Source organism: Pseudoflavonifractor phocaeensis (assembly GCF_021531815.1).
In the GTDB taxonomy this organism is placed as follows: domain Bacteria; phylum Bacillota; class Clostridia; order Oscillospirales; family Oscillospiraceae; genus Lawsonibacter; species Lawsonibacter phocaeensis_A.
On sequence record NZ_JADYUM010000004.1, the window covers coordinates 67,738 to 86,916 of the forward strand.

The 19,179-nt window shown below is 45.2% G+C and carries 7 protein-coding genes; all 7 read left to right on the plus strand.

The features are described from left to right. The first annotated feature begins 21 nt into the window (after positions 1–21). Positions 22–1,230, plus strand: coding sequence for a hypothetical protein (locus I6E42_RS03640; protein ID WP_235370574.1), 1,209 nt, complete (start codon positions 22–24; stop codon positions 1,228–1,230). Positions 1,231–1,377: 147 nt separating this feature from the next. Beyond that, positions 1,378–1,596, plus strand: coding sequence for a helix-turn-helix domain-containing protein (locus tag I6E42_RS03645; RefSeq protein ID WP_235370575.1), 219 nt, complete (start codon positions 1,378–1,380; stop codon positions 1,594–1,596). A gap of 35 nt (positions 1,597–1,631) precedes the next feature. Continuing rightward, entirely contained in the window at positions 1,632–4,472 is a 2,841-nt protein-coding gene (locus I6E42_RS03650; protein WP_235370576.1) for a DEAD/DEAH box helicase, read from the plus strand. Further along, positions 4,469–9,229 (plus strand): Eco57I restriction-modification methylase domain-containing protein, encoded by a 4,761-nt coding sequence (locus I6E42_RS03655; protein ID WP_235370577.1) that lies wholly within the window; start codon positions 4,469–4,471, stop codon positions 9,227–9,229. The genes I6E42_RS03650 and I6E42_RS03655 overlap by 4 nt, the downstream gene beginning before the upstream one ends. Before the next feature lie 22 nt (positions 9,230–9,251). Further along, a complete protein-coding gene (locus I6E42_RS03660; protein ID WP_235370578.1) occupies positions 9,252–10,634 on the plus strand; it encodes a hypothetical protein in 1,383 nt (460 codons plus the stop codon). Positions 10,635–10,656: 22 nt separating this feature from the next. Then, the gene (locus I6E42_RS03665) at positions 10,657–16,968 is read left to right on the plus strand and encodes a DEAD/DEAH box helicase (RefSeq protein WP_235370579.1); all 6,312 of its coding nucleotides are present in this window, start codon (positions 10,657–10,659) and stop codon (positions 16,966–16,968) included. Further along, positions 16,965–19,055 carry a UvrD-helicase domain-containing protein gene (locus tag I6E42_RS03670; protein ID WP_235370580.1) on the plus strand — a complete coding sequence of 697 codons (2,091 nt, stop codon included), beginning with the start codon at positions 16,965–16,967 and terminating at the stop codon, positions 19,053–19,055. The genes I6E42_RS03665 and I6E42_RS03670 overlap by 4 nt, the downstream gene beginning before the upstream one ends. Positions 19,056–19,179 lie beyond the last annotated feature (124 nt).

Genomic DNA, 19,179 nt, shown 5'->3' on the forward strand with positions numbered 1-19,179 from the left:
TAAAATCACTGGAGGTGCTCCATGGAGAAGAACGTAAAAAAGCGATCTGCAAGCCATATTTATTTTGGCATTGATAAGAATACTGGAGCCCTCCAGCACATTTCTCAAGTGTCGAGTGGAGCAAAGTGTAATTGTAAGTGTGCTTTATGCGGAGAAGCATTTGAGGCAAGAAAGGGATCCCAGAGGAAGCACCATTTTGCCCATGTATCAAACTATGAATGCATGTATGCCGGTGAAGTGGCCGTGTATATGGGATTTGCTGAGGCTATTAGGAACCAGAATGTAATTCGTTTGCCGCCAGTCACCTTGTATTTCCCAGTTTGGACAAAACCTGAAATCATTCAACAGGGAAGAACAATGGCAATCGAAGAGGTGAGCTATGAGTGCAAAGAACTGGCTTACCCACCCATGCTGCTTATTACCACAAGCGGAAGCAAGCTCAGAATCATCCTGGATTTCGGACACTATTATGATGAAGATGATAAAGCGATGCTGGCAGCAGAGGCGAAACGTGAGGGATATGCACTCATGATGTATCATATGCCGAAAATTGACGATGATAGCTTTAGCCCTGAGCAACTTGGAAAGATCATCACTGCAGGCGATCAAGCGTATTGGGTATTCAGTAGGCTAGAAGAGCAGTGGAGAGATCGATATCGCAGTATGGCCGTTACACCACCTGAACATGGGCTTGGATACTTGTGTCCAATTTCAATTGGGAAGTATAAAGGAAAGTTCTCAGCCCGATACGCTGATTGTGCGTACTGTCGTTTTAATCTTGCAGAAGCGCCTGGATGCCTTTGCATTGCAGCTGCCGGTATTCAGAGTAAAGATGATTTCAAAAGATCTGAGACAGAACGTAAAGCTGATATTGAAAAAATCCGTCTTGCCAATGAAGCTGATATTCAACGCCGCGAAGCAGTAATTGAGGCCCAAAGAGTTGAAAGGGAAAAGCGTATTGCTGCAATGCAAACGCACTTTACACCCTCTGTAAAAAGTGAGAAACCGAAAGACCCTACACCCCAGGAACTTGAGAATGCTTATCTTGAAGTGAAAGCATCGTTTAATCCGGATTCAACGGCATGGACGACCGATCGCTACGGACGAAGATGGATCCAATGTAAGGTGTGCGGTGAGATTAAGCGCGACAATCAAATGTCATCATATGGCGGTAGCGATGGAGTCAACAGAGGCGTTTGCTCACTGTGTTCGAGAAAAGGGCTCGGTTAATACTGAAAATGACTCAGGAATGCGATAAAAGAGAGGTGTGGCACTGTCACACCTCTCTTTTATCGCAATAAGTTGCGATTATCGGTTGCCGAAAGTACACGAGAGGAGTATAATAGTCTCAAATGCTGTAGAAGGAGGCTGGTTTGTTTGACGATTTCATACAACAAACTCTGGAAGCTGTTAATAGATAAAAAAATGAGTTCCTCTGATCTGCGGAAAGAGGTAGGTATTGCACCTAACACGATGACGAGATTGCGTAAGGATGAAGAAGTATCGCTGGCAGTGCTTAATAGGATTTGCAGCGCTCTGAATGTCGATATTGGCGATGTAATGGAATTCTTACCTGACAATTCTACACAGAAATAAGAAGCCTTTTTAGCAAGCTTTCAAGGAGAGTAAGTATGGTAAAATTTGCTCCTGGTATGCGTACCATCATTCGAGATGAAGAATGGATGGTCAAAAAAATCGAGACAAACAGCCTTGGAAACAAGGCATTATATTGCGTTGGCATCTCTCCGTTAGTTAAGGATAAAGAAGCAACCTTTTTAAGCGATTTGGAAGATATTCAGATTGTTAATCCGGCAGAGGTTCGTCTGGTAGCGGATAAATCTCCGTTCTATAAAAAGACCCTTCTTTACCTGGAGAGTCAGTGGCGTCAGCAGATCCCTACAGATGCCAATCTGCACATAGGTCATCGGGCTGCTATGGATTTAATGCCATACCAGCTGGATCCTGCAAAACTCTCGCTCCAGCGTCCTCGCCAGCGAATTCTGATCGCTGATACTGTCGGCTTGGGTAAAACCCTTGAAGCAGGTATTCTGATGTCTGAGCTCATCGCACGTGGCAAAGGTAAACGCATTCTTGTTGTTACTGTTAAGAGCATGATGACTCAGTTCCAGAAGGAAATGTGGAACCGTTTTACGATTCCTCTCGTGCGGTTGGACTCTAAGCGGATTCAGGACATTCGCGCGAAGTTGCCTTCGAATTATAATCCGTTTTTCTACTATGATAAGACCATCGTTTCTATTGATACGCTGAAGCGCGATGTCGAATACAGGACACATTTGGAGCATGCCTATTGGGATATTATCGTAATTGATGAGGCTCAGAACGTAGCTGAGCGAGGAGATCATCAGGCACAGCGTTCCAGACTAGCCAAGCTGCTGGCGGATCGAAGCGACACGATGATTATGCTCTCTGCCACTCCTCATGATGGCAGAGCGAAGAGCTTTGCTTCTCTTATGAATATGCTGGATCCGACTGCTATTGCGGATCCTCAGAATTACACACCAGAAGATATTAAGGGCCTTTGCATTCGTCGTTTCAAGAAAGATGTTAAGAATCAGGTCAGCGGATCCTTCTTGGAGCGTAAAATCACTTTGGAGCGTTGTCGGGCTTCTGCCAATGAAGAACGCGCCTTTAATGTGTTTGCTGATATGCAGCTGGAGATGGATCTTTCTAAAGCTCGAGGTACTGGTCAGCTGTTTAAGACCAGCTTGGAAAAGTCCCTGTTCTCCAGTCCTGCAGCATGTATTAAAAGTATTGAGGCTAGACTTAAGAAGCTCTATAAAAAGTACAGCGCTGATGATATCAAGGATATTCGTCAGCTTGAAGCACTTAAGAGTGCATTGGAAGAGATTGCCCCGGAGGATTTTACGCGTTATCAGAAGCTGCTGTCCTTGCTGCGCAGTCAGGAGTACGGATGGAACCCCAAGGACACCGGCGATCGTATTGTTATCTTCACTGAGCGCATCGAGACCATGAAGTATCTTGCTGAGCATCTGCGCAAGGACACTGGACTGAAGGCAAATGCTATCCAGGAGATTTCCGGTGGTATGAGTGATGCAGAGCAGCAGAAGATTGTTGAAGACTTTGGTAGAACAGAATCTCCTGTTAGAGTTCTTGTTGCTTCTGATGTTGCGTCTGAAGGTTTGAACCTCCACTATTTAAGCCACCGGTTGATTCATTTCGATATTCCCTGGTCCTTGATGGTATTCCAGCAGCGTAACGGTCGTATCGATCGTTACGGTCAGCAGCTGCGCCCTGATATTCGTTATATGCTCATTGAGAGCATGAATGAGAAGATCAAGGGTGATATGCGAATCATTGAGATACTCGTTACGAAGGAAGAGCAGGCTCTGAAGAATATCGGAGATCCAGCAATGCTCTTTGGTAAGTTTAATATTGAAGAGGAAGAACTGATTGTTTCTGACGCAATTGAAAATGGTTCCGACGAGGTTGCATTTGAGAACCTGATGAGCAGTGGGGAAGATGAATTCGACCCGTTTGAAGCAATTATGGCAGAAGCGGGGAAGGCGGCTGAGGAAAAGAGCACTCAGTCGGAGATTGTTTCCAATGACACGCTGTTCTCTGATATGGAATATCTCTATCAGGCGCTTACATATTTGAACCAGACCGAAAACTATCCTGTAGAGCGCTTGAAGACTGTTTCCGGACTTGATATTAAGTTGACGCCGGAAATGATTCGCAGACTAAGAGCAATTGTTCCTGAGGAAGCATTAACGCAGGGGGAAACTTTGCGTGTGTCTGATGACAAGGAATTCTGTATGGAGCAGATGCGGAACAGTATGCAGAAAAACATGGATGAGACCGCATGGCCTTCTACGCAGTACCTTTGGCCTCTGCATCCGGTGCTTTCATGGGTGAATGATAAGGCTGGATTACTTGTTAAGCGTGGTGAAGCGCCTGTTGTTGGCTTGCCTGGTAAGCTTGAGGCCGGTGAGAGCATCTATATTGTTTCGGGTAGCATGCCTAACCTGAAGTCTACACCTCTGGTAGATGAATGGTTTGGCCTCCTGTATCAAGATGGCAAATTTGTCAGAGTCCTTTCTATGAATGATGTCATCCAGAAGACCGGTATTGGCAGTACTAATATCCCTAACACGAACTGTATTGGGGATGCTGATTTGGCAGCTGCAGGTGCTCTGCTTGAGGATGTTGTTACTTGCGCCAAAAGCCATATGGACGAGCATTATACCAGATATCAGGAAGAGATGAATCCGCTTCTGGATGAGGAAGTTGACAAGTTGATTGAACTGCAGGAGAAGCATCATGAATACTACCAGATGACACTGTTTGAGCATGAGCGAAAGCTTCATGAACAGGAGCGCAGAGTCACTGAGTTGTTCGATCAGTTTACTAATTGGGTTAAGGATACTCTTACAATTCAGAATAATCCTTATATCCGGATCATTGCAGTGCTTATGGGGGTATCACAATGAGCATGGATTTGACGGGTATCTTCAATAAAAACGAATACTATACCAATCATTATTTCTCGACACTGTTCGAGGAGAATGCTAACGAGTCAATTGGCGTTTGGAATGCCGCAGCTAAGGAGTCTGAGGAAATAAAGACCCCTTGGTCGATGCTGCGCCAAAATGCACGACAATTCTATGCTGCACATGACCGGTTCCTTAGATCTTCGGTCAACATGCAGTATCTGAACAGTGTTCGCAATCTTGCTGACCTGTATCTTTCTTCTCTGGGGTATCCTGAAGCAAAGCCTGAGAATGTTGCGATTGATGACACTCTTGTGGCTCCTGTTTATCTGGAAATTAATAAGAGCAATGGCGCACCATTGCTCTGGGTAATCCTGTCTGCATCCAAGGATACTGATGTTGGTATTCTGGAGAGCCAGGCCTTTGACAGCACGCTTGTCGGTGAAGATGATACCGGTGCGCTGCAGGCAGGTATCATGAGCCAGTTGACCAACGAAGACTTGGCTACAAAAGCCCTCTTCGCATCTGCAGAACCTCCTCGTTTCATCATGTTTATTGGTATGAATCAGATCGCGCTGATTGACCGAAACAAGTGGAATGAGAAAAGGTACTTAGAATTTGACTTGGAGACTGTTTTCTCCCGATTGGAGAATTCCACCCTTCAGGCTGTGGCAGTTTTACTGCATAAGGACTCTCTGTGTCCTGATGATGGCAAAATCTTGCTGGATGAGCTGGATGAGCACAGTCAGAGAAACGCATCCGGTGTCTCTCAGGACTTGAAATATGCACTGCGTGAAAGCATTGAATTGCTGGGCAACGAGGTGCTATATGACATGGCCACGCGTTTGAAGCGAGATTTTGACACGGATCCAGTTGACGCGAACCAGTTAACACTGGAGTGCCTGCGGTATATGTACCGTATGCTGTTCGTGCTCTTCATCGAGTCTCGTCCGGAACTAGGATATGCTCCGATTAAGGCTCAGAGCTATTATTCGGCTTATTCGTTGGAAAGCTTGCGGGACATTGCTGACAATATCCGTGATGATGTAGACGAAGTCGGCGATGGTTATTACTTACACGAGACCCTGGCTAAGCTCTATGATCTGATCTATGACGGATACCCTAAGACTGAAGAAGAGCTCAAGGCTGCAGTGGGATCTGATAGCCTTCACGATATGTTCCTCATTGCACCTCTGAAGGCCCATATCTTCGATCCTGAGTATACGAAGATGATTACCTGCGCAAAGCTACGCAATAGCTGCATGCTGCGTATCATTGATCTGATGAGCCTTACCAGAGCAACCGGAAAGAAGAACGGACGCCGTGGTCGTATTTCTTATGCGAATCTGGGTATCAACCAGATGGGCGCAGTCTATGAGGCCCTGCTTTCTTATCGTGGATTTATTGCAGAGCACGACTTGTATGAAGTTAAGCGTGCTGGCGATAGCTTCAACGAGCTGGATGTTGGCTATTTTGTTTCTGAATCTGAGCTTGACCAGTACACCGAGGATGAGCGTGTCCGATATGAGCACGGTGAGAAGAAGGGCAAGCTCCGTATGTATGAAAAAGGCACTTTCATTTACCGTCTGGCTGGACGCGAGCGCGAAAAGTCTGCGTCTTACTATACGCCGGAGGTTTTGACGAAGTGTCTGGTTAAGTACGCCCTGAAGGAGTTGCTGCAAGAGAAGACGGCAGATGACATCCTTCAGCTGACAATCTGCGAGCCCGCCATGGGTAGCGCAGCGTTCTTGAATGAAGCTATTAATCAGCTGGCCGAAGCCTATATTTCTCGTAAGGAACAAGAGACCGGCGAGATTATTGGTTATGAAGACCGATTCAACGAGCTGCAGAAGGTCAAGATGTTCATTGCTGACCGTAATGTTTATGGTATTGACCTGAACCCTGTTGCAGTTGAACTGGCTGAGGTTTCCTTGTGGCTGAATACAATTTATGAGGGCGGCTTTGTGCCCTGGTTTGGTACCCAGCTTGTAAATGGCAATTCCTTGATTGGTGCGCGGCGTCAAGTGTACCGAATTGATAATGCTCAAGCAACCTCCAAGGGTATGCGTTGGTACGAGATGGAGCCGGAACGACTTCCGTTTGGTACCGCAAGAGCTGATAAGGGGTACAAGTTCGGTCGTAAGCAGATCTACCATTTCCTGCTTGGCGATCCTGGAATGTGCAGTTATACGGACAAAGTCATAAAGTCCTTGGAGCCTGACAACATCAAGGCGATGGTTCAGTGGAATAAGAAGTTCATTGAGCCTATTACCGATGATGATGTCATTACCTTGTTGCGCCTTTCTGCAGCTATTGACAATCTGTGGGATGCGCAGATTAAGCTGCGCAAAGAGGTAGGGGCAAAGACTCAGGATACATTATCCATTTTTGGCCATGCGGATGATGCTGTCGATTCGCATACGACCATCCGGCAGAAGGATAAGATCTACAGTGAGCTCTATAAGAGTGAACACATGAGAAACGCCGGTCCATATGCCAGACTGAAGTTCGCGATGGACTATTGGTGTGCGCTCTGGTTCTGGCCGATTGATAAGGCAGAACTGCTGCCGACAAGAAGCGAATTTCTGTTTGATATGTCGCTGATTCTTGAAGGAACTATGGCATCGGTGAATGTTAACGCGGGGCAGATGTCGCTGTTCGAGGCGACCGAAATGGAGCAATTGGCAATGGATATCATTGATACCTATGGTACTGATACCATCGTTGATATTCCGCGCCTTAGAAAGGAAAACCCGAGACTTGATCTTGCTGCTCAAATTGCCGATCATAATAAATTCATGCATTGGGAACTTGAATTTGCTGACCTGTTTGCAGAGCGTGGTGGATTTGATTTGATTATCGGTAATCCACCATGGATAAAAGTTGAGTGGAATGAGCAGTCTGTCCTTGCAGACAGAGAGCCTCTATTTGCCGTAAAAAACTACAACGCAACTAAAACAGCGAATTTACGCGAAAGAGAATTAGAAGATCAAGCGTCTTACTCGCTATATTTTTCTGAGTTTGAAGGTACTGGAGGTATGCAAGCATTCTTAAATGCTGACCAGAACTATCATGTGCTTAGAGGGCAGCAAACAAATCTGTTTAAGTGTTTTTTGCCTCAGGCGTGGTATTTTGGGGCCTCAACAGGCATCAGTGCCTTTATACATCCAGAAAGTGTTTACGATGATCCGAAAGGTGATATGCTTCGGATAGAATTATATCCTCGCTTAAGAAAGCATTTCCAATTTGCAAATGAACTTAAGCTGTTCCCTGAAGTACATCATAGCACAGTTTTTAGTTTGAACGTTTATAGCAACGTTGAAACACAGACATTTGAAACGATCGGAAACTTATTTGCTGTCCACACAATCGAGCAATGCTATGAAAATATTAAAACCAAGACTGTACCTGGTATCAAAGATGATAATGGCCAATGGAACACCAGTGGTCATCCGTCTCGTGTGATAAATGTTGGGAAAAAAGAATTACAATTATTTGCTAGGTTATTTGATAATAGCAACGAATGGAAGGCAGCAAGATTACCGGTAGTACATGCAAAACAGTTGGTAGATGTTTTGATGTGTTTCAATAACCAACCAAGCACGCTAGAAGATCTTCATGAGAATATCTTTTATACCGTTCTCTTCGAAGAGAAGAAAGATCAGCTAAAAGGAACCATAGCGCGTGATGTCCATTTACCAGAGAATTCCCTTGATATGATATATTCCGGACCTCATATCAGCGTAGCAAATCCTTTGTTTAAGGGCTCTCGTAGAATTTGTGAATTGAATAGCGATTATGATTCAATTGACCTAACAAGCATTCCAGAAGACTATCAACAGCGGTGCAACTATAGACCTGCTTGCAGTGTGGATGAGTATTCTTCCCGTTCGCCGTTCACAACATGGGGCAATAAGTACATGGACGAGTATCGCTTATTCTATCGACTTATGGTAGGGACAGATAGTGAACGTACATTAGCACCGGCAATAATCCCCCCGAAGAGTGCTCATATTGATACTGTATTTGGTTTAGCCTTCAAAAACAGAGAAGAATTGATTCACTTTGCAGGAATTAATGCTTCTCTTCCATATGATTTCTTTATCAGAGTAAGAAAGAAAAGGCATGTTCGTTTTGATGTGCTGGCGAGTTTACCACTGTTGACGAGCACGAAACAAACTGTGTCAATCAGCCTCAGGGCGTTGCTCCTAAACTGTCTTACTAAAAAATATGCGGATTTGTGGTCCAATGCATGGTCTGATGATTTTAGAGAAGAGACATGGGCAAAACGTGACAAGCGCTTGGGTTCGGATAGATTTGTTTCCTTGTGTAATGTGTGGAACAAGGATACTCCGCTCAGATCTGACTTTGAAAGAAGACAGGCCATGGTCGAACTCGATGTGCTTGTTGCGATGGCATTAGGGATGAACCTGTCTCAACTTATCACAATCTATAGAATTCAGTTTCCGGTATTGCAATCTTACGAAGCCGATACATGGTATGATGCAAACGGCAGAATTGTTTTTACCAATAACAGAGGTTTGGTGGGTGTAGGTTTTACAAGAGCTGAATTTGAAGGTGGGATGAAAGATGCACCAGCAGGCAAGACGTTCTGTCGAACCTTTACAGATGATACCATGCCTGAAGGTCCGATTGAGCGCACCATTGAGTATGTAGCTCCTTTCGACCGCTGCGATCGTGAAAAGGATTATGAAACTGCGTGGAAGTTCTTTGAGGAGAAATACAAGCAGGACTGATTAGGTCAGGAAGTAGGTCTTTATGGCAATTCTATTTTCAACCGAATTCAATATTTCAAAAGAACGTCTTCGAGATGTAGGGGTTTTCGATGTCTTATTGGATGAAGACAGTCCATTCTTTATCAACGTTAAGCGTCTGCAAAAGTGCACCGAACCAGAGTTTGCTGGTTCATATGAAAGAATCAATCGTAGATTTCGTGATATAGGATTGCTTCTTAAGAATGCAGTGCCTGGGGGCAAGCTTTATAGAACCGCTTATGAAAAATTTGATTTTTCAGAAGTAAATGGAATTAATCTTGGCTTTTCTTCTGGTCGGCATGGTGCAGGGTTTGGCCCTGGTCTTCGAAGTCAAATCATAAAAGACGCATATGAAATTATCAAATCTGGCAGTGAGCAACCGGAAATCTTCCAACTCATTAGCCTCTTTGAGGATAACGTCGGTCCAGATCGTCTAAGTGACATGATCGCTCGGATAATCTATCCTGACATTGTTGCTTATTCTCAGCGGGTTTATAGGGAACTCGGAATTACTCCTGAAGCACATCCGAAGTATAGGTTCAAAAACGGGCTTCTTAAAAACCCGTATAAGAAGTACTTCTTATTACTTCTACCGGAAAGCATTATTCATGAACTGCCGATTGCCCGTTGTTGGGATGACATTGATCGTGTATGTGCTGAGAATCAGGCTATCCGAGCCGAAATCAATGAAATGGTCAGCTCTGAGTGGACAAGGATGTCTTCACCTGCTCGGAAAGAGTACTTACGCGAGCAAGTATTCAAGGATCCTGATAAGTTGGGGAGAATCATTGATGCATATCAGGAGGAAGAGGTGGAAGCGTGCAACGTATTCAGAACTCCTGAGTATGTCACTGGAGTACTAAAAAGTACCTACCAGATTCCACCAAGCGAGAGTGATAACTCGTTTGATGCATCGCTCGAAATCATTGAAAGCTTCAAGGCATGGGTTGAATTTCACCGAGGTGCTACTGTAATCAATGGTAATAGCGCAAAACCTTCGGAGAAGTTAATCCAAATAATGATCCATGGCGTTGCCCAGATGTTTTGTGATAAGTTCAACTGGGACTTCAGCCCGGAAACTGATAGTGGTCGTGGACCGGTTGACTTTAAGGTCAGCCGAGGCACGGATAAAACTGTGCTAGAGGTCAAGCTTACATCCAACCGGGAATGCGTACATGGTTTGGAAGTTCAAATCGAAGAGTATGCCAAGGCAGAGAACACCCAGAACAAGCTTTATATTCTTGTTGATACTGGAAGCAACAGCTACAGAGTGCAGCAGGTCGAGCAAAAGAGAAATCAGATGCTTGAAGCAGGTTTGAACCCAGCTAAAGTCGTTGTTGTTGATGCTGTTCCAAAAGTCTCTGCAAGTAAATTTGAACCGGATTGATACAACTAAGGAGGTACGAGGTATGTTACCGTCCATACTCGCAAAACAACTACAGAAGGGGATTGGGGACTATATAGAAACAACGTTCCCAATGACAAATCTCCCTTTTAAGGGATCCGTACGGAATATGATTGATACAAAGGACTCAGTTTATCATGAGCCCTATGTTTCCGTACGCCTTCCATTCAGAGTTGCTGAGGAGATGCCGACTTGTTTTGAGGCAATCCACCCTGCGTACCTCCCTTATGTTCATCAGCAGAAGGCGTTTGAACGACTGACTGGCAATGATGGTAGATCTACGTTGGTTGCAACCGGTACCGGCTCTGGTAAAACTGAGTGCTTCCTGTATCCCATTCTTGAATACTGCTACCAGCATAGGGGTGAGCGGGGTATCAAAGCTCTCATCATTTATCCTATGAATGCTCTGGCTACCGACCAGGCTAAACGTATTGCTGAGCTGGTCTATGGCAGTAACGAGCTTCGCAGCAATGTTACCGTAGGTATGTATGTGGGTGGACAGGATGAAACACCTGCCAGAATGATGAGTGAACATGGCGTTATCACTGACCATGAAACGATGCTGAATAATCCACCGGACATTCTGCTCACCAACTATAAAATGCTCGATTATCTCCTGGTTCGTCCGAAGGATAGTACGCTCTGGCAGGACAACGATCCCGAAACTCTCAAGTATATCGCAGTTGACGAATTACATACCTTTGATGGCGCTCAGGGTACCGATCTGGCATGTTTGCTGCGTCGCCTCAAGCGTCGCCTCGGGATTTATGATGGCTATTTGTGCTGCGTTGGCACATCTGCAACAATGGGTTCCAAGGAGAATAATGGTAGTATTCTCGAATATGCTGCTGAAATCTTTGGTGAACCCTTTGATAAGGATGCAATCATTACGGAGGATCGACTGAGTGCACAGGAGTTCTTCGAGGGCTGTGAGGTAACTGAGTTTGCTATGCCTTCTGCTGAGCAGGTGGAGGACTTGGAGCGTCATTCTGTAGATGATGATCCTTCTGCTTACCTTGCAGATGCTGTTGCTGCATGGTTTCCTGAGTATAAAGGTGATGTTGGCAGCGATGAAGGAAGAATTGACCTTGGTCATCAGTTAATGCATCACAGCTTTATGCAGGCTACGATCAATTTGACCGGTGGCAATTACTACCAGGTTTCCAAGATCGCGGAAGAGCTGCAAGTGCACTATCCTCAGTTGAAGTCCGTGTCCGATCCGACTGCAGTCATTAATTCGTTATTCGCTTTGGTATCCCATGCTAGGAGCGGATCCGTAGGCAAATTGCGCCCGTTCCTCAATGTGCAGGTACAGCTCTGGATGAGAGAGCTGCGTCGTCTCGTAGCCAAGGTTGACGCGGAAGACGTTTCGTATGAAATCGCACATGATCTTAACAAGCACCAAGCAAAACAGTATCTACCTGTAGTTAACTGCCGTGATTGCGGAATTACTGGTTGGGTTTCCGTGCTGAACGAGCGCGGAAATGCAGCTATGACAAACTTGGATGCGTTCTATAACCTGTATTTCAGAGCCGACGATAAGATAGCCATGCTGTTCCCGCACAGTCACGACGAGCATGTGACTGGTATGATCCCTGGTCGTATTTGCCCTGATTGCCTACAAGTCAAAATAGGGGAAGAGGGGACTGGATCCTGTCCGGATTGTGGAGCAGAGATGGTTGATGTTCTCATTCCTAACCCAATCAAGGTGTCCGGATCTAAGGATCACAAGCAGTACATTTGCCCATGCTGCGGCAGCCGTCGTGGCCTTTCCCTGATGGGTCTACGAAGTGCTACGGAGATTAGTGCAAGCATTTCCCAGCTATTTGCATCTCGTTTTAATGACGATAAGAAGACGTTGGCGTTTTCTGACAATGTCCAGGATGCTGCGCATCGTGCCGGTTTCTTTAATTCCCGCACTTGGCGCTTTGGACTTCGTACTGCCATTCAAAAGTATTGCAAAGAAAAGGGGAACGGCCAATCTCTCGCTGATTTCCAGAACGGATTCATTGAATACTGGCGCACCAATATGTCTGTTGAGCAGTTTGTCAGTTTCTTTATTGCACCGAATATGACCTGGAAACATGCCTATGAGGACATGGTAAAGGATCGTAAGTTCGGGAAGGGAAAGCAAGCAGAGATCCTTCTTTATGAAATTGAGCAGCGTCTGAAATACGAAATTTTGCTGGAATTTGGTTTAGCCGGAAAGATTGGTCGAACCCTTGAAAAGTCTAGCTGTTCAGTTCTGTCGTTTGATAACAACGAGATCCGTGAGATTGCCGATTTGGTACAAGAACGCACAGTTAATGAGCTGGGCATTTTAACCTCTGAACCAAAGCGTTCCTTTGAACGAATGGTTTTAGGATATCTGTATCTCATGCGGATTAATGGCGCATTTTTGGATCCCGTATTTGATGAGTATACTCTCAGCAATTTTAACGGCTACATGCTTTCCAGCGATAGAAACCGTTGGCTGCCAGGTCGTCAGTCTGGTCGTAATACGCCGAGATTTGTTGCAGAACACGTTGGCTCTGGTAGAAGATCTTTTGAATATGACTCTCCTGCTGCGGAAAAGTATGTAAGCTGGATTGCATCTTGCAGTGACGAAGTCATGATTGAGGAAAGCAACTACTATACAATTAGTCGTTTCATTTTAGAAGCGGCCCTTAAGCAAGGGGTTGTATCCGTCGTTCCTTCTTCTGTCGATTACAAGATTTACGGTTTGAACAAGGAACATGTATTTATCAGTGCAGAAGTGCGTCAGATGCGCTGTGATAAATGCGGTACGAGTTATTCTGTATCTGCAGAGAATGCTGAGATCTGGAATGGTGCATCGTGCCAGAGAGCAAACTGTGCTGGTACTATCGTGCCTGATGAAAATGTTGAAACTAATTATTATGGTCGTCTTTATAGCACTGGTGATCTTGCTCGCATAAATGCTCATGAGCATACGGGTCTGTTGGAGCGTCCGGATCGTGAAAAGATAGAGATTGATTTTAAGCGCGGAAAGGATTCGCATGCCATCTGGGATCCAAATGTGCTTTCGTGTACCCCTACCATGGAGATGGGTATCGATATTGGCGACCTCTCTACTGTCATTCTGTGCAGTATGCCACCGGCACAGAGCCAATTTTTGCAGCGTGCTGGTCGAGCTGGTCGAAAGGATGGTAATGCACTAACATTGGCCATCGCAAATGCAAGACCACACGACCTCTATTTCTATGCGGATCCGCTGGACATGATTGCCGGCAATGTCACGCCGCCTAAAATCTTCTTGCGTGCATCTGCGGTTTTGGAGCGGCAGTTTATGGCTTTCTGTATGGACTCCTGGGTAAAGAAGGGAATCCCCGATGGAGCAATTCCGGAGAGAGTAGGCCAGATTCTCAAAAAACTGGATACGCGCCCTAAGGATATGTTCCCGTTTAACTTCTTGGAGTACGTCCAAAGCACTTTGTCGCGCCAGCTTAACAGCTTCATGCAAATGTTTGCCGCATATCTTGACTCCGGTGCGAGGGAAGAGCTCCAAGTTTTTGCGCGTGGTAAAGATGGCGGCGATAGTCCCATGTGTGTCAAAATTGTTGATGCATTTGAGGATTTGAAGAAACAGGAAAAAGCGCTACAGAGTAGTAGAGATGCTCTGAAGGCCATGATCAAAGAACTGGAAGCAAAGCCCAAAGACAGCTCTTATGATGAGGAAATCAAGGAACTTAAGAGTGAAGACAATGCGTTGTTGAATGTTCTTCGTGAGATTTCCAATAAGAATACGTTTAGTTTCTTGTCTGATGAGGGCCTCTTGCCGAACTATGCTTTCCCTGAAGCGGGCATCATTCTGCGTGCAGTTTTGTATCGTAAAGAGGACGATCCTTCTGTACCTGAACCTGCAACTAAAAAGTTCGAAAAAATGGTCTATGAGTATAGCCGTTCTGCAGCATCTGCGATCAGTGAATTTGCGCCCAATAACAGCTTTTACGCCGGAGGTCGTAAACTGACGATAGATCAGGTTGATCTTACCACTGCGCAAACTGCAAGTTGGCGTCTTTGTCCGAATTGCTCACATGCACAGCTTGAAAAAGCAGGTGAAAATGTTGCCGCTTGTCCGCAGTGCGGTAGTCCTGCTTGGGCTGATGCCGGTCAGGTTCGAACGATGCTTAAGGTTCAGATGGTTTATTCCAATATGGACTACACCAAGAGTCTTATCAGTGATGAGAGTGATGATCGATCCAATGTTTTCTATTGTAAGCAACTCCTGGTTGATGTTGACGAGAATAACGACATCTCGAGTGCTTATAGAATGGACAACCAAGATTTCCCGTTCGGTTTTGAATTTGTCCGTAAGGCCACATTGAGAGAGATCAACTTCGGCGAGAGTGACATGGTCGGTGAAAAGCTGTCCGTTTCCGGTGTTGAAGATGTTAGAAAGGGTTTCAAGATCTGCAAGTATTGCGGAAAGATTCAACCTGATCATGGTAAACCGAATCATGCCTTTGCATGCAAAACCAGGAAACAACCGGCGCTGCTGCAGGGTGATGCATTCGAAGAGTACCTGTTCCTTTATCGTGAATTCCATACCGAAATCCTGCGGCTTTTGGTACCCGCGACAACTATGGACACGACCTCGACAAAGATGGAGTCGTTTGTGGCTGCATTTATGCTTGGTATGAAGGAGTATTTTGGCAACGTCGATCATTTGCGTGCTACAGTAAGCGAGGTACCTGTGCCTGATGCAGACTATCGAAAGCAGTATTTGGTGATTTACGATTCTGTGCCTGGTGGCACCGGATACCTTAAGCAGCTCATGAACGAAAAAGATGCCTTGGTAGACATCTTCGAAAGGGCCTTGCATGTTCTGGAGAATTGTTCTTGTAAGGATGATGCTCAAAAGGATGGCTGCTATCACTGCTTGTACGCATATCGACAGAGTCAGCAGATTGGTAATATTTCAAGAACAACAGCCATTCGTTTGCTCAAGTCCATTCTTTCCGGCAAGGGCAATTTGCAGAAGATCAGCAAGATTAACGACATTCCTGTTAATCCTTTGTTTGATAGCGAACTGGAACTCCGCTTTATGGAAGCTATTAGAGCAAAAGTAGGGGCAGCCAACGTAAGCGACACAATTCGAAATGGAAAGCATAGCTACTATGTCAAGTTCGATAATTTGGCATGGGAAATTGAGCCTCAGGTCTTGCTTGGTCCGGAGGAGGGCGTAAAGAATACCTGTAAACCCGATTTCATGTTCTGGCCTGTGTCTGCTCCCGATCATTTGCCTGTAGCCGTATTTACTGATGGTTACCTTTACCATAAGGATATCGTTACTGACGATACGATAAAGAGAGAATCCATCAGAAGAAGCGGTAATTTCAGAGTGTGGTCTTTAAGTTATAAAGATGTCCAAAGCGTGTTTGCACCTCAAGGCGATAACGCCACGCCTACACTTACTGCGGAGAAAATGCCTTATGGTACTGCAATGTATCAGAGCTATATCCGGAAAGTCGGCGCTGATAGCATCAACCCGGCGAAGACATCTCCGTTCGATATGCTGCTGACCTACCTAAAGACGGAAAATGCTGAGGAGCTTTTCAGTGCCCATGCATATGCATACTCACTTTCCTTGCTGGATCCGAAGCTCATGAGTAATAGTCTGGCATTCAACAGTTGGGACAAGCTTGTAAGTGCCGTAAATGATCAAACGCATTTTACCGATGTGGACTTCGCTTTCCCGGGAACCGCATTTGGTAGCTGGGTTCCAAGATCACAGAACGCTCATTTGTCTATTCATGCAGGTATTATCGCAACGGATTTGAAGTCTGGAAAACCTGTGGCAGTTTGTGCAGTCCTGAACGATGAAAAAGATGCAAGGACTGATAAATACGAACTTGAATGGAATGGCTTCTGGCAGTTTTTCAATGTTATGCAGTTTTCCAAAGCATTTGTTGGTGTAGCTCATACAGGCATGGAGCGAATGGATTACCTTGCGTTGCCTGTTGTAACTCAGGCAGAGGAGATCCAGGTAGCTGCTGATGATGCTTGGGCAGAGATTATTGAGCTTCTTTTTGATGACGAGGCAAAAGCTTTTGTTGAAGTCGTGAAGAGTCTCGGCATTCCTGCCCCAGCAGCTGATGACATTGGTTATGAACTGACTGGTGATGATGGTGAGGTCGTAGCTACGATCGAAATTGCGTGGTCGGAGAAGAAAATTGGCTTTATGACCACTGAACAGCTCGAAGATAGAGACACTGTCGAAGCTTTAGGTTGGAAGATTGTAAATGCGATTGATGTTGTTGATTCCACAGCACTATTTGGAGGTGACAAGCAGTGAGCGCTAATACCAAAGTTGCAATTTCATCGGATTTCTTAACGGCATTTGCTCGCTTGCCTAGACAGATTCAAGGTAGAGTCACAGAATTCGTAAACAAATTCCGTAATGATCCTATGTCTCCAGGCATTAATTATGAAAAGCTGTCCAAGGGTATAGATAAGAAGATCTACTCTGTTAGGATAGATGACACATATAGGGGGATCGTAGTTCGTCAGCCGGAGTCAGGAGTCTATCTCTTGCTCTGGGTGGATCATCATGATCGTGCGTATGAATGGGCAGAGCGGAAACGCTGTGAAGTCAACCCGAAAACTGGTGCTATTCAGGTGTTCGATGTGCAAACTGTTGTAGAAACGGTTGTGTCTGATGCTGCCCCGTCCTTGTTTGCACAGGCAACAAATGAGGACCTGATGAACTTGGGTGTACCCGAGCAGCTACTGGAGTATGTTCGCAGTTTTACTGATCCTAGCATTTTTCATGAAGCGAAGAGCAAAATGCCCCAAGATGCCTATGAGTATCTATCCTGGATTGTCGAAGGTTTTTCTGTGGCTGAGGTGCTTGAACTTGCAGCAGAGGAACAGGGACAGGCAGCTGCCGGAGATCTGGCGACTGCGCTTGATGCCCCATCTACACAAAAGAGTTTTGTTGTTGTTGAAGGGGAAGAGGAGCTCCGAAGGATCATGGCTGAACCTCTTGAGATGTGGAGAGTCTTCCTTCATCCTACCCAGCGGAAAATTGTGTCTAAGAATTATTCTGGTTCTGCTCGTGTTCTTGGTGGAGCTGGAACTGGTAAGACGGTTGTTGCCATGCACAGAGCAAAGCAGCTCGCATCAGCGATTAGTGGGCAGCAGAGAATACTGTTCACTACATTTACTGCTAATCTAGCTGCTGATATCAGAGAGAACTTGCGCAAGATTTGTTCTGTTGAGGAACTCCGGAAAATTGAGGTAATTCACCTTGATGCCTGGGTCAATCAGTTCCTTAAGGAGTCTGGTTTTTCTGCGCAAATTGGTTATGATGATGTGATCGAACCGCTCTGGGAAAAAGCCGTCTTAGCTGCCAATCTTGATTTGCCGTTTGAAACTTCGTTTTATGAAGAAGAATGGAACCGTGTTGTAATTGCGCAAGAAGCTCTTACACTTGAGAAGTATATTAAGGCGACAAGAAATGGTAGAGGAACCAGATTAGATCGAAAGCGTAGAATGCTTGTTTGGAAAGTATTCGAATGCTATCAGAATCTTATGAAGGAAGGCCAAGTTCGCGATATCAACACAGCGATGTATGAGAGCTCCAAGCTTCTTGCTGCAGGCGCCGGTAAGGGACGATATGCGCATGTAATTGTCGATGAGGGACAAGACTTCAGTGACAATGCTTATCGACTGATTAGATCTATGGTGGACGAAGGTCCAAACGATATTTTCATCGTTGGCGATGCCCATCAGCGAATTTACCGAAACCATCCAACGCTATCGAAATGTGGAATTAACGTACGTGGTCGGAGTAGTATTCTCAAGATCAATTACCGTACTACGGAGGAGATTAGAAAGTATGCCTTTGCACTGTTGAATGGCATTTCTTTCGATGATCTTGATGAATCTACAGATCTCGGAGATAAGTGTCAGTCCTTGACTCATGGCGAAAAGCCTGTCATAGAAAACTTCAAAGACGCAAATGCAGAATTTGAGTATTTGCAGGAAGAGATTAAGAAGCTTAGGGCTGCAGATGTTGCGTTGAATGATATTTGCGTTGTTGCACGTACCAAGAAATTGGTTGAAGACTACATTGCCCAATTTACGAAGGTCGGTATTAGATGCTATGCAATCAAGCGCAACAAGAGTGATGACCGAAGCTTTGATGGCATCCGTATTGCTACCATGCATCGCGTAAAAGGATTGGAGTTCAAGTATGTATTCGTTGTTGCAATGAACAATAGAATCGTACCTCTTCCTTCTGCCATCAATAAAACCGATGCTATTTCCGAGGCTGAGTCCATTGCATCTGAAAAATGCCTAGTCTATGTGGCTTTAACACGAGCTCAGCAGGGTGCATATATTACGAGCTATGGAAAAGCATCCGAATTCTTAGACTGAGCGTGTGCCTAAAAGCATACTCTTTGAGACAGTGAAAATCGCATAAGAAAAGCGCCCCAGAAGTGTGCCAGAAAGCTTGGCAACACTTTTGGGGCGTTTCATTTTGGGGAGATATGTTTTGGAA

Coding starts and splice junctions, on each gene's coding strand:
- I6E42_RS03640 (WP_235370574.1), top strand. CDS start 22: ATGGAGAAGAACGTAAAAAAGCGATCTGCAAGCCATATTTATTTTGGC.
- I6E42_RS03650 (WP_235370576.1), top strand. CDS start 1,632: ATGGTAAAATTTGCTCCTGGTATGCGTACCATCATTCGAGATGAAGAA.
- I6E42_RS03655 (WP_235370577.1), top strand. CDS start 4,469: ATGAGCATGGATTTGACGGGTATCTTCAATAAAAACGAATACTATACC.
- I6E42_RS03660 (WP_235370578.1), top strand. CDS start 9,252: ATGGCAATTCTATTTTCAACCGAATTCAATATTTCAAAAGAACGTCTT.
- I6E42_RS03665 (WP_235370579.1), top strand. CDS start 10,657: ATGTTACCGTCCATACTCGCAAAACAACTACAGAAGGGGATTGGGGAC.